General features: G+C 60.5%; 16 protein-coding genes. 10 read left to right on the top strand and 6 right to left on the bottom strand.

The annotated features are described in order from the left end of the window. Positions 1 to 80 precede the first annotated feature (80 nt). The 3 genes from AC4LE2_RS14160 to AC4LE2_RS14150 all read right to left on the bottom strand — a co-directional run bounded on the left by AC4LE2_RS14160 (position 81) and on the right by AC4LE2_RS14150 (position 1,688). A complete protein-coding gene (locus AC4LE2_RS14160) occupies positions 81 to 638 on the bottom strand; it encodes a Smr/MutS family protein (RefSeq protein WP_491826365.1) in 558 nt (185 codons plus the stop codon). A gap of 34 nt (positions 639 to 672) precedes the next feature. Then, positions 673 to 996 carry a hypothetical protein gene (locus AC4LE2_RS14155; protein WP_491826364.1) on the bottom strand — a complete coding sequence of 108 codons (324 nt, stop codon included), beginning with the start codon at positions 994 to 996 and terminating at the stop codon, positions 673 to 675. Positions 997 to 1,073: 77 nt separating this feature from the next. Next, positions 1,074 to 1,688, bottom strand: coding sequence for a cysteine hydrolase family protein (locus AC4LE2_RS14150; protein WP_491826363.1), 615 nt, complete (start codon positions 1,686 to 1,688; stop codon positions 1,074 to 1,076). Between the two features lie 96 nt (positions 1,689 to 1,784). On the opposite strand from AC4LE2_RS14150, the gene prmB reads away from it, so the two are divergent. Continuing rightward, positions 1,785 to 2,732, top strand: coding sequence for a 50S ribosomal protein L3 N(5)-glutamine methyltransferase (gene prmB / locus AC4LE2_RS14145; RefSeq protein WP_491826362.1), 948 nt, complete (start codon positions 1,785 to 1,787; stop codon positions 2,730 to 2,732). 20 nt (positions 2,733 to 2,752) lie between these two features. On the opposite strand, the gene AC4LE2_RS14140 is transcribed toward prmB, so the two are convergent. After that, complete coding sequence (locus tag AC4LE2_RS14140) at positions 2,753 to 3,547, bottom strand: hypothetical protein (protein WP_491826361.1); 795 nt, start codon at positions 3,545 to 3,547, stop codon at positions 2,753 to 2,755. A gap of 47 nt (positions 3,548 to 3,594) precedes the next feature. Beyond that, on the bottom strand, positions 3,595 to 4,563 hold the full coding sequence (locus tag AC4LE2_RS14135; protein ID WP_491826360.1) for an alpha/beta hydrolase: 969 nt from the start codon (positions 4,561 to 4,563) through the stop codon (positions 3,595 to 3,597). Positions 4,564 to 4,695: 132 nt separating this feature from the next. On the opposite strand from AC4LE2_RS14135, the gene aroC reads away from it, so the two are divergent. The 5 genes from aroC to mtnC are packed head-to-tail and all read left to right on the top strand — an operon-like array spanning position 4,696 to position 8,852. Next, complete coding sequence (aroC, locus tag AC4LE2_RS14130) at positions 4,696 to 5,790, top strand: chorismate synthase (protein WP_491826359.1); 1,095 nt, start codon at positions 4,696 to 4,698, stop codon at positions 5,788 to 5,790. A 31-nt stretch (positions 5,791 to 5,821) separates the two neighbouring features. Further along, positions 5,822 to 6,982, top strand: coding sequence for an MFS transporter (locus tag AC4LE2_RS14125; RefSeq protein ID WP_491828138.1), 1,161 nt, complete (start codon positions 5,822 to 5,824; stop codon positions 6,980 to 6,982). Continuing rightward, positions 6,979 to 7,593 (top strand): methylthioribulose 1-phosphate dehydratase, encoded by a 615-nt coding sequence (locus tag AC4LE2_RS14120; RefSeq protein WP_491826358.1) that lies wholly within the window; start codon positions 6,979 to 6,981, stop codon positions 7,591 to 7,593. The genes AC4LE2_RS14125 and AC4LE2_RS14120 overlap by 4 nt, the downstream gene beginning before the upstream one ends. 14 nt (positions 7,594 to 7,607) lie before the next feature. Next, a complete protein-coding gene (locus AC4LE2_RS14115) occupies positions 7,608 to 8,153 on the top strand; it encodes a 1,2-dihydroxy-3-keto-5-methylthiopentene dioxygenase (RefSeq protein ID WP_491826357.1) in 546 nt (181 codons plus the stop codon). 12 nt (positions 8,154 to 8,165) lie between these two features. Further along, positions 8,166 to 8,852, top strand: a complete 687-nt coding sequence (gene mtnC, locus AC4LE2_RS14110) for an acireductone synthase (RefSeq protein WP_491826356.1) — start codon at positions 8,166 to 8,168, stop codon at positions 8,850 to 8,852. Positions 8,853 to 8,935: 83 nt separating this feature from the next. On the opposite strand, the gene AC4LE2_RS14105 is transcribed toward mtnC, so the two are convergent. Further along, the gene (locus AC4LE2_RS14105) at positions 8,936 to 9,214 is read right to left on the bottom strand and encodes a DUF3509 domain-containing protein (protein WP_491826355.1); all 279 of its coding nucleotides are present in this window, start codon (positions 9,212 to 9,214) and stop codon (positions 8,936 to 8,938) included. Positions 9,215 to 9,531: 317 nt separating this feature from the next. On the opposite strand from AC4LE2_RS14105, the gene AC4LE2_RS14100 reads away from it, so the two are divergent. From AC4LE2_RS14100 to speE, 4 genes are all read left to right on the top strand, one after another. Further along, the gene (locus AC4LE2_RS14100) at positions 9,532 to 10,062 is read left to right on the top strand and encodes an ankyrin repeat domain-containing protein (protein ID WP_491826354.1); all 531 of its coding nucleotides are present in this window, start codon (positions 9,532 to 9,534) and stop codon (positions 10,060 to 10,062) included. Between the two features lie 117 nt (positions 10,063 to 10,179). Continuing rightward, positions 10,180 to 10,713 (top strand): hypothetical protein, encoded by a 534-nt coding sequence (locus AC4LE2_RS14095; protein WP_491826353.1) that lies wholly within the window; start codon positions 10,180 to 10,182, stop codon positions 10,711 to 10,713. 57 nt (positions 10,714 to 10,770) lie between these two features. Then, a complete protein-coding gene (locus AC4LE2_RS14090) occupies positions 10,771 to 10,959 on the top strand; it encodes a PLDc N-terminal domain-containing protein (RefSeq protein ID WP_491826352.1) in 189 nt (62 codons plus the stop codon). 190 nt (positions 10,960 to 11,149) lie between these two features. Further along, positions 11,150 to 12,010: a polyamine aminopropyltransferase gene (gene speE, locus AC4LE2_RS14085; protein ID WP_491826351.1), complete on the top strand. Its 861-nt coding sequence runs from the start codon at positions 11,150 to 11,152 to the stop codon at positions 12,008 to 12,010. Positions 12,011 to 12,025 lie beyond the last annotated feature (15 nt).

Here is a 12,025-nt window from a genome sequence, read left to right as displayed (position 1 = left end):
TGTAAGGGGGTATTAAGCAGGCGCGTAGGGTAAGGCCCTCAAGAGGGCGCCGCAAGTGTGAGGGTTCATGCTGCCTGCGGTTACTCGTCGCGGCCTTCGAGCATGGTCCGGCGCAACATCACATACACCGCCCCCGTGCCGCCATGCCGAGCCTGGCACGACGCAAAGCCCAGCACGTGAGGGTGTTGGCGCAACCAGGTGTTCACGTGGCTTTTGATCATGGGGCGCTTGCCGTCAAGGCGCGATGCTTTGCCATGGGTCACCCGTACGCAGCGAATTTCCAGGCGAGTGGCTTCAGCCAGAAATTCCCACAGGATTTCACGTGCCTTTTCGACCGCCATGCCGTGCAAGTCCAGGCTGCCCTCGAAGGGGATCTGGCCAAGCTTGAGCTTGCGAGTCTGGGTTTCCTGCACGCCGTCACGCGCCCAGGCGATGGCGTCCTCGGGCCCTACATCGATCACGAACTGATCACTCAACCCGTCAACGACCGTAACCCCCTGTCGCACGGTGGCCGCATGGCGCAGGGCTTGCAGGCGCTGACGGTCGGCACGCGGCTTGCCGGTGTCTGCACGGTCATGCCGGATAGGCTTCACGCCCTGCATCTGCGACTGAAACAGGGAAATATCATCGTCTTGCATCGTTGCCTCCTGACAGGAAGCCAGTCTACGCCAGTCAGTCGTGCCTTTTCATCAAGTGCGGCGCAAGGTTCAGGTCTTGCGTACGGCGCATACGGCGACGGCAGCGGCGCCACACCACTACCCCCAGGTATAAAAACAACAGCCCGAACGCCACCTGGATGATTGCGCCGGTGGTGCTGGTGTCCAGGCCTTCGAGGGCAGGCGGGCGGCCCAGCAAGCTGGCAGCGCCTGCCATGCCCAGCAGGATCCCAAGGGTGGCCAGCAATGCCGCGAAGGTTGCGCCCAGCCGCATCCGCCAACGCTTTTCACCGCGGGGGCGAAGCCGGCGAGCGTCGAAACCGTCGTCGGATAGCTTCATCAAGAATTCCTCAGGTAAATATCGGCCCTTCGACGCGCTCGGCGTGAGGGGGTTCCGGCGTGGGCGAGAATCGTACGTCAGTGATGGCCTTCGCCGACAGGCGGTATGACATCGACTGCGCGGGTAACAGCAGCAAAGTTATCCGCCATGGTCGCCATGCCCACTTGCTTGACCTGTTCGGCGCTCAGCACGCCGTCCTTGTAAGGGAGGTCACGGGTGGCGCAGGCGTCCTCGACCAGTGTGCAACGGTAGCCGTAATCCTTGGCAGCACGGATGGTGGTGCTGATGCTGGAGTGGGTCATGAAGCCGCAGACAATAAGGTCCAGGTGGCCAAGGCTTTGCAGCAGCTCATGCAGGCCGGTGTTGTTGAAGGCGTTGGGCATGCGTTTTTCGATGATGTGCTCACCGTCCGCCGGGGCTGCCTTGTCGATGAACAGGCCGCGCTCGCCCTGAGGGTCGAACAGCCCTCCGGGGATGCCCAGGTGTTTTACATGCACAACCGGCCGCTTGGCCTTGCGTGCAGCGTCCAGCAGTAACGCGATGTGATCGACGGCTTCGTCAATGCCCGACAACGCCAAGGGGCCGCTCAGGTACTCCTTTTGCGCATCGATAATGATCAGCGTGGCATTGCTCAGGGTAAATGGCGGGTAGCCACGACCGCTGAGTTGAAACATCGTCTTGACATCAGGCATCAGGGGCTCCTTTGAAGAGGGCTTTTGCATATTCTCCACTGCCAAGGCCATTATGGGAATCACTGTGATGCGAAGTCGACCAGGCTGAGGCCTGCGATGGGTAGAATCACTGCCAGATTTTTCAAGGAGCTCGCCGTGATCACCACCCGCCTGCGCACCCTGCGCGACCATATCCGTTGGGCGGTAAGCCGCTTTCATGCCGAAGGGCTTTATTTCGGTCATGGCACCGACAACGCCTGGGACGAGGCGCGGCAATTAGTGGTCGGCGCGTTGCATTTGCCGTGGGCAATCAGCGACGCCTATCTCGATTGCAACCTGGAAGACGACGAGTTGAGCCATGTGCAGCATATGCTGCGGCGGCGCATCAAGGAGCGTATTCCCGCGGCATACCTGCTGGGCGAGGCTTGGTTTTGCGAGCTTCCGTTCATGGTGGACGAACGCGTATTGATCCCGCGCTCACCCATTGCAGAACTGATCGGCAACCGGTTTGCGCCTTGGTTGGCCAGCACGCCGGCGCGCATCCTGGACCTCTGCACCGGTTCAGGCTGCATTGGCATCGCTTGCGCCACGACCTTCGCCCATGCAGAGGTGGTGTTGGCCGACCTGTCCTTCGATGCGTTGGAGGTGGCCAATCACAACATCGAGCGGCACGAGCTTGAGAGCCGTGTGTTCACGGTGCAAGGTGACGGTTTCGAGGGCTTGCCGGGTCAACGCTTCGACTTGATCGTGTCCAATCCGCCGTACGTGGATGCCGAAGATTTCGCAGACATGCCTGCCGAGTATCACCACGAGCCAGCCTTGGGGTTGGCCTGCGGTGAGGACGGCCTGGATCTGGTGCGGCGAATGCTGGCCGAGGCCGCCGACCACTTGACCGAGCACGGTTTGTTGGTGATTGAAGTAGGTAACAGCCAGGTCCACGTTGAGGCGTTGTACCCCGAGGTGGACTTCACCTGGTTTGAATTCGAGCACGGCGGCCATGGTGTGTTTGCCCTGACAGCGGCCCAGTGCCGAGAGCACCAAGCGCTGTTCGCATCCAAGGTTTAACTACCGGCCCCCTGGCAAGGTCAGCGGTGGGTTGCGATCCAGATCAGCAGCCCCGCCTGGAACACCGCAAAGGCAATCAGGCAGGCGATGGTGAAGCGCAGGCTACCGTCCTCGCGGCGGTACTTGCCCAAGCGTTCGTCCTGGGTGCGTAGTTTTACTTCCATCTCTTGCAGGCTTTTGTCTGCCAGGTGAAGCAGGTTGGCGCTTTCAAGGGTATCCACCCGTTGGAGCTTCTCGGTATTCCAGTTGGGCACCAAGGCGCTGAGCGTGATGGGTTTGACGCTGCCCTTCAGGTGTTGAGGGTCGGCGTAGTCCACATCAAAGCCTTGACTACGCAGCACATGGTCACGGCGTAAGCGGATCGCTTCCACCAGTGCATCGCGGTTGGGCAGCTCCAAGGCTTCAAGCCCGTAGGTGGGCCAGCGAGGCCGGGCCCAACTGATCGCCTGCGCCAGCAGAAAGCGCCCTATACCTCGGTTGGCAGGCTCGATGCTCAGTGTCTGCGGCTCGCTCCACACCCGGAGTGTCTGATGATCCACCCACACGTCCAGGCTGTTCTGTTCCTTGCGCACGCGCAGGCCGGGCAGGTCGATGTTCAGGCGTAGCAGGCTGTACTGGTCGCTGTGACGCTCTGCCCAACCGAACTGCGCAAAACGCAGCGGCCGAGGGCCGGTTACTCGGTCGTTCGGCAGCGCGGCCAGGCGCACCAATTCAAAATGTTCCGGCACGACGTCGCCCCACGGCAGCGTCGGCACCTCGATGATGGGCGCGGCGGGTGCCTCGGGCTGTGGGGGTTGCGGATGGGTGTTGTACATATCGGCGATCCTCTAGCTACGAGAGGTATCGGCCGTTTACACAAAACCTAAAATGCAGGCTTAGCGTTGGCTTCGATAAACCCGGCAATGGCTTCGGCAAGCCCGGCGGCCAGGGGCAAGCCGGGGTTGTTGTAAGAGGCAACCTGTTGCTTGAGCGCCAGGGGCACGATGCGCAGCACGTGGTTCATGCCAGGGATGACCACTTTGCGGGCCCGAGGGTTGGCCGCCGCCAGGGCATCCGCGTCGGCCACCCCTACTTGAATATCATGTTCGCCTTGCACGATCAGCGCGGGCACGTTCAGGGCCGCGAACGCCTTGGCGGGGCGTTGACGGAACAACGAAATCAAATAGGGCTGCACGCTAGGGCGGAACACTACCTGCAGCGCGTCAGGCACATTGTCGTCTACCTGCCCAGCCTGCAGTGAGGCGAGCAACTGTTGGCTGCGTGCATACAGCGCGGGCGGCAAGCGCTCGCGTAGCTGTTCATCGAGTACCTGATCGATAGGGCGCCCGCTGCCGGCCAGCGTCACTACGGCCACCGCGTGCGTCTGAGGTGCTGCCAGGGTCGCGATCAGAGCCCCTTCGCTGTGCCCCAGCAACGTAAGGGGGCCGAAACGCTTATCGGCGGATAGCTGATGTGCCCAGGCCGTTGCGTCGGCTACATAGCCTTCCACGCTCAGGGTGCGCTCGTCGGGGGCCAGGGGCAGGCCACTGGCGACGCCGCGCTTGTCGTAGCGCACACTGGCGATGCCGGCACGTGCCAGGGCCCACGCGAGTTTTTTCAAGCTATCGGTACGGCCCGCATCGCTGTTATTGCCGTCACGGTCAGTGGCGCCCGACCCCGAGATGATCAGTACGACGGGCACCGGGCCGCCTGCGCGTGGCAATAACAGGCTGCCGTGAAGCGTGCCGCTGCCAGTATCAAGGTCGATAGGCCGCTGGAGGATAGAGGAGGGCGCCGCGTGAGCCAGGGACGATATAAACACGGCAAGTAAAATCAGGATACGCAACATCATCGGCTGTCATCAGGGGGGAAGGGTTGGACTCAAGCGGCCGAGCAAGGTTCTGCAAGGGGTGAACTGCCCGGCCAGCCTGCGTATACTTGGCGCCCCCTGGTTCATTCAGCCTCATCTCGCGGAGCTTCTCGCATGTCTGGCAATACCTTTGGCAAGCTGTTCACCGTTACCACCGCGGGCGAAAGCCACGGGCCAGGGTTGCTTGCCATCGTAGACGGCTGCCCCCCCGGCCTGCCCTTGAGCGTGGCCGACCTGCAAGGCGACCTGGACCGCCGCAGGCCGGGCACCAGCCGCCATACCACGCAGCGCCAGGAGGCCGATGAGGTAGAAATCCTCTCTGGCGTGTTCGAAGGCGCCACGACCGGTACGCCCATTGGTCTGCTCATCCGTAACACAGACCAGAAGTCCAAAGACTACTCTGCAATCAAAGACCTTTTCCGGCCGGCCCACGCGGACTACACCTACCACCACAAGTACGGTATACGCGATTACCGGGGCGGCGGTCGCAGCTCTGCCCGTGAAACCGCGATGCGGGTCGCAGCCGGGGCCATTGCCAAGAAGTATCTGGCCACGCTGGGTATTCAGGTGCGTGGCTACATGAGCCAGTTGGGCCCGATCCCGATCCCTTTCGTGAGTTGGGATGCGGTAGAGAACAACGCCTTCTTCAGCCCCAATGCGGCCATGGTGCCGCAGCTCGAGGCCTATATGGACCAGCTGCGTCGCGACCAGGATTCCATCGGCGCCAAGATCACCGTGGTAGCGGACGGTGTAATGCCTGGGCTGGGCGAGCCGGTGTTCGACCGCCTCGATGCAGACCTGGCCCATGCGCTGATGAGTATCAACGCCGTCAAGGGCGTGGAGATCGGTGCAGGCTTCGACAGCATTGCCCAACGTGGTAGCGAACACCGCGACGCCCTTACGCCTGAGGGGTTCGTGGGCAATAACGCAGGTGGCATCCTGGGCGGCATCTCGTCCGGCCAGCCCATTGTCGCGCACCTGGCACTCAAGCCGACCTCCAGCATCACCACGCCTGGGCAGTCGATCGATGCGCAGGGGCAAGCGGTAGACATGGTCACCAAGGGGCGTCATGACCCGTGCGTGGGCATCCGTGCTACGCCCATCGCGGAGGCAATGATGGCCATCGTGCTGCTGGATCATCTGCTTCGCCATCGTGGGCAGAATGCCGACGTGCGGGTAGGTACGCCAGTGTTGGGCCAGCAGGCGTGAGCCCGCCCTACACTGCACGCGTGACGGGCGCCTGACGGCAGTGGCGGTGCCTTATTGGCGGCTGTCCGGGTTCTACTTCTTCTATTTCGCTTTGCTGGGCGCGACCGCGCCCTTCCTGGCGCCGTATTTCGCCTACCTGGGCTTTGCGCCAGCGCGTATTGGCGAGCTGGTGGCCATCCCGATGGTCATGCGCTGCCTGGCTCCTCATCTGTGGGGCTGGCTAGGCGATCGCAGCGGCCAGCGCTTGCGCATCGTGCGGGTAGGCGCGGCGGCCACCCTGTTTAGCTTCTCGCTGATCTTTCTGAATAAAAGCTATGTCTGGCTGGCGCTGGTGATGGCACTGCATGCGTTCTTTTGGCACGCCGTGTTGCCTCAGTTCGAGGTGATCACGCTGGCGCATCTGCGCGAGCACCCTGCGCGCTACGGGCAGGTCCGGCTGTGGGGCTCGATTGGTTTTATTGCAGCAGTGGTTGCCATCGGGCGATGGTTCGAGCTCAGCGGCCTTGGGGTGTACCCCTACACGATCGTGGCCATCATGGTCGGTATCCTGTTGGCAAGCGCGTGGGTGCCGGCGCCTCTGCGCGGGGCTGAAGAAACCAGCCGTCAGGCCCCGGGAGACGGGTTTCTCAGCCGCCTGCGCGGGCCAGGCATAGGGGTGTTTTATGGGTGCGTAGGGCTGATGCAGCTGAGCCATGGCCCGTATTACACCTTCTTCAGCATTCACTTGGCGCAACTGGGTTATAGCCCCACGGTCATCGGGCTGTACTGGTCCCTGGGTGTGGTTGCCGAAGTGTTGATGTTCCTGGGCATGGCTCGCCTGCTGGCGCGCTGGCCAGTCAATACGTTGTTGGCGGCAAGCTTTGCGTTGGCGAGTGTACGCTGGCTGCTGCTGGGCGGGCTGGCGGGCGCCCCTTGGGTGCTGGTGCTTGCACAAGTGCTGCACGCGGCCACCTTCGGCAGCTTTCACGCTGCGGCCATCCAGAAGATCCGCCTGACGTTCGGGTTGCGTTACCAAGGCCAAGGCCAGGCGCTGTATGCCGCGCTGGCGGGAATAGGGGGCGCCTTGGGCGCGCTCTACTCAGGGTATACCTGGCAGGCGGTAGGCCCATTGGGTACCTTTGGCCTGGCCAGCCTCACAGCCCTGGCAGCAGCGGTTATGATCGTCGTTTTCAACGAGAAGGAGCCGGTATGATCCCGGATCGCGATTCGCTTACCCGGCAGATCATCGACGCCGGTCGGTTTCTCTACGCACGGGGCTGGTCGCCTGCAACCAGCAGTAATTATTCAGCGCGGTTGTCGAGCAGCGAGGCTTTGCTCACGGTGTCGGGCAAGCACAAGGGGGAGCTAGGGCCCAGTGACCTGCTCGCTACGGACATGGCCGGCAACAGCCTGGAGCCCGGAAAGCGTCCCTCGGCCGAGACCTTGCTGCACACCCAGCTATACCGCTGTGATGCGCGTATCAACGCCGTACTGCATACCCATTCGGTCAATGCCACCGTGCTGTCCCGAGTCACTGAGGGTAGCCAGCTGGTGTTTGAGGATTACGAGCTACAAAAGGCGTTCAGCGGCATTTCGTCCCATGAAAGCCCTGTCACCGTTCCTATTTTCGAGAACGACCAGGATATCCCGCGGATTGCCAGCCAGGTGCAGCCCTGGCTCGATGACCACCCCGATTGCGTGGGCTATCTTATTCGCGGCCACGGCCTGTACACCTGGGGCGCGACCCTGCAAGACGCCCTGCGCCAGGTAGAGGCCTTCGAGTTTTTGTTTGAGTGTGAATTGAGAATGCGCGCGGTGCGTTAACCGCTGGAGTGCTTATGAGCAGCCTGACCGTTTACCACGAAAGTAGCCCGGAGCTTCCCAACAAGGTATTGACCCATGTGGACGATATCGCCGCCACGCTAGCGGAGCAGGGTGTGCGGTTCGAGCGCTGGGAAGCCAGTGCGCCGATTCAGCCCGGGGCAAGCCAGGAGGCGGTGATAGAGGCGTATCGTGGACAGATCGACCAATTGATGACCGAGTGCGGCTATCAGACGGTAGACGTCATCAGCCTGGCCAGCAACCATCCCGACAAAGCCGCGCTGCGTGCCAAATTCTTGGAAGAGCATCGCCACGCCGAGGATGAGGTACGCTTCTTCGTGGCAGGCCGTGGGCTGTTCACCTTGCACCTGGGCAGCTATGTGTACGCCGTGCTGTGCGAAAAGAACGACCTGATTTCCGTGCCCGCCGATACCCCTCACTGGTTCGACATGGGTGAGCAGCCGCATTTTGTAGCCATCCGCCTGTTCAATAATGCCGAGGGTTGGGTGGCTAACTTCACAGGCGAGCCCATCGCTCAACATTTTCCTCGACTGGACGACTGATAAGGACGCCCCATGCCCATCAAGGCCATAGTGACGGACATCGAAGGTACCACCAGCGCCGTCAGTTTCGTGTATGACGTACTCTTTCCCTACGCACGTACGGCACTTCCCGGATTTATCCAGGCGCGTTATACCCAGCCTGACGTCGCGGCCGTGCTTGATGCAGTACGCGCTACCGCTCAGGAACCTCACGCCAGCGTGGAGCGGGTGACCGAGATTTTTGTGGGCTGGATGACGGAAGACCTCAAAACCACTGCGCTCAAGGCCCTTCAGGGCATGGTGTGGCAACAGGGGTATGCATCAGGGGAGCTGAAAGGGCACGTGTACCCGGATGCTGTAACCGCACTACAGCACTGGCATCAGCAGGGGTACAAGCTGTATGTGTACTCCTCAGGCAGCATCCAGGCGCAGCAGTTGATCTTTGGCTGGTCCGAGGCAGGGGACCTGACAGGTTTGTTTTCCGGATATTTCGACACCACGACTGGCCCAAAGCGAGACGCAGCCTCTTATCAGCAGATTGCTGAGCAGATAGGGTTGCCAGCGGGAGACATCCTGTTCCTTTCAGACGTGGCAGAGGAGTTGGATGCAGCCCGGGGTGCAGGTATGCAAACGTGCGGGGTAGCGCGGGGGAACGGCTTAAACAGTAGTCACCAAGAGGTGGCGAACTTCAGTGAAATTGAACCGAATGGTTTTCGATAGCTATAGCTGGTTCACAGAGGCGGGTTAAACCGCCGCTGGCCACGCGAATACGTAACTGCGCAAAGGCCTGCGGCGAAAACGGTTTACGCCGAGTGGTAGGTCGGCAGGGCGAAACGATTTTGGCTCTGTAGCAAGTGGATGTCGGGCAGTTGGCTAACTTCACCTGCGAGGTCACGGCGGATTGCGTTGATGACCCAAGACAACTGCTCTGGAGTGTTGAGCTGCGAGTAAGAAATCGAACGGCGGGTCTGACGGCCATCGGCGCTGCGCAAAGTCAACAGGACGGCACCGTCTGGGCGAGGCAGGGTGACAACGTCGTATTCAGAGAAAAGGCTAGCGAATTTTTCTTGGAGGAATTCCATCTGGCGACTCCTTGGCGTATTGCATGGGCAAGCTGTACCAAGGGTATTGCACCGACTGTGCCAACTTCGCTGAAAAGCTTAATTCCTTATAAATCATCAATTTAGAGAGGAAACAATTTTTTCGGATTCGTGCAAAGTGCAAGGTGGGGGCTGATCGACGATGCATTTTGCGTGATGCCCATCACAATTCGCCGTTCAGTAAAAACTTTGACATCATTTTGCCCATTAATTTCCTCTTGCTACCTCATTTGCTCAGGCTGTTGACCGGCGGTTGGCGCTAGGAAAGACTGTCGGCATTCCTGCTGATGGAGGCCGAGATGGCTGATACGAACGCGCCGCACGAGATGACTGAAGATGAATTCGCAGAATTGGCCACTGAACTGTTCAACCTGGCGCGCAACGGCGACGCTGCCATGTTGGAGCGTGTGCTAAGCCGAGGCATACCGCCCAACCTGCGCAATCAGAACGGCGATACTTTGCTGATGCTTGCCAGCTACCACGGCCACTTAGAGGCTGTTCGCGTGTTGCTGGCAGCGGGGGCCGATGCCAACATTCCCAACGATAAGTATCAACTGCCGCTCGCGGGCGCGGCGTTCAAGGGCAACCTTGAGGTCGCACAGCTTTTGGTAAGCGGGGGCGCGCAGGTTGATGGTGCTGCTGACGACGGCCGCACGGCTTTGATGATGGCAGCCATGTTCAACCGTATGGATTTTGTCACGTACTTGCTGGAGCAAGGGGCTGACCCCCATGCATGTGACCGAGCAGGCATTAACGCGCTAGCTGCCGCACAGACCATGGGTGCGCAGGACACGGCCGCGCAATTGCAGGTGCTGGCAGAGCGATCCTGATGGCTCGCCGAACGGTTCGCCGAAGGCTGAAGGCTAGCTGCTAGTCCAATACAGGCGGTTCGAGGGTAGCCGTTAACCTGCTATCCTAGCCCGCCCGTTTGACCGGCATACCTACATATGCAAAGCCTTTTGACCGAACTCATTACCTGCATCAGCTCCGGCTGCATGGCAGAGGGCGATATCCTTCGCATTGCAACCGAAGCAGCGGCCGCTTACGCAGACCCAGAGGCCTTTCTAGCAGCCAACCCAGATATCAATTACGACGATTCCTACCCGATCCCCCTAGGCGAGTGGGTGGTCGTGGGCAGCCTGCCCGATACCGTGTTGTTCCAGGCAGATACCTACGCCGAGCTGCTCACCCAGATCATCGCTTCGTTCGGCCAGCAGGTTTCATTCAACCTCAAGCCCAAGCAACTGCAGAAAGTTGAGCCCTTGATCGCCCTCAATCGCCTGCAACTCCAGCTGTCGAGCATGAACCGCGAAGTGGGTGGCTACGTGCTGCTGGATTTCAGTCGCCTGCTGGATTCCGAGCTGCAAGCCGTGCTGGTGTATGCCAATGACCTGTCCAAGGTATTGGCTTTGTGCGAGCAGGCCTGTATCTATGCGGCCCCAGCCCTGGAAACCCTCAAGGCGCAGACGCCTGCCCACTGACGGAACCGTGGCTGCTGCGTGTAACCTAATGGGCGTATTCACCCACCGGAGCACACCATGGGCGCCACCTTCAATGGCCTGTTCGGCCTTATCATCCTGGCTTTGGATATCTGGGCCATTCTTCATGTGCTCAGAAGCACCCAGGAAGTGGGTATCAAAGTGTTGTGGATCTTACTGATCGCCATCGTGCCGGTATTGGGCCTGATCATCTGGGCGATCCTGGGCCCTCGGGGCCGTTTGCGCTAACGCACGAGAGAGGCGGCAGAGAGGGGGGCGCGGGGGTTGCCATAGGCTTGCTATTGGCTCGCCCTACCGTACAGGCGTTGCTACAGCCTTCATTGATCTGGATTTACCCCTGAGGGCAGTGACGTCGTAGAATGCGCCCCTTTCTCACTTCGACGGCAGCGTGCTGCTGTCGATTGCCAGGGGGCACGCGATGAGCGAATACCAGGAAACGTTATATGAGGGGTACGGGCAGCGGTTCCGTATGGAAAAGCTACTGCACGAAGTGCGCACTGATCATCAGTACCTGGTGATCTTCCAGAACCCTGTCATGGGGCGAGTCATGGCGCTGGACGGGGTGATCCAGACCACCGAGAAAGACGAGTTCATCTACCACGAGATGCTCACCCATGTGCCGATCTTTGCCCATGGCGCGGCACGACGCGTGTTGATCATCGGCGGGGGGGACGGTGGCATGTTGCGAGAAGTCGCCAAGCACCGTGGCGTCGAGCACATCACCATGGTAGAGATCGACGCCACGGTGGTAGAGATGTGCAAAACCTTCTTGCCCAATCACTCCAGCGGCGCCTTCGACGACCCTCGTCTCGAACTGGTGATCGATGATGGCATGCGCTTCGTGTCCACTACCGATCAACGCTACGACGTGATCATTTCCGACTCCACCGACCCTATCGGCCCAGGTGAAGTGTTATTCACCGAAAACTTCTATCAGGCCTGTCACCGTTGCCTGAACGACGGCGGTATTCTGGTCACTCAGAACGGTACGCCGTTCATGCAACTGGAGGGCGTTCGCACCACCGCCAGCCGCCTGCGTGGGTTGTTCACCGACTGGCATTTCTACCAAGCTGCAATACCCACATACATCGGCGGTGCCATGACGTTCGCCTGGGGTGCTACCCGTCCTGAATACCGCAGGTTGTCGGTAGACACGCTGCGCGCTCGCTACGCCGGTAGCGGCATCATTACGCGTTATTACAATCCCGAGATTCATGCGGGGGCCTTCGCCTTGCCACAGTACGTCTTGCAGGCAGTGAACAAGCCAAGCAATCACTGATCGAGGGGCTCTGGG

This window comes from Pseudomonas sp. 9.3L (assembly GCF_058536285.1).
Note: the sequence above shows the minus strand (reverse complement) of the source record. Positions and strands in the feature narration are given on the sequence as shown.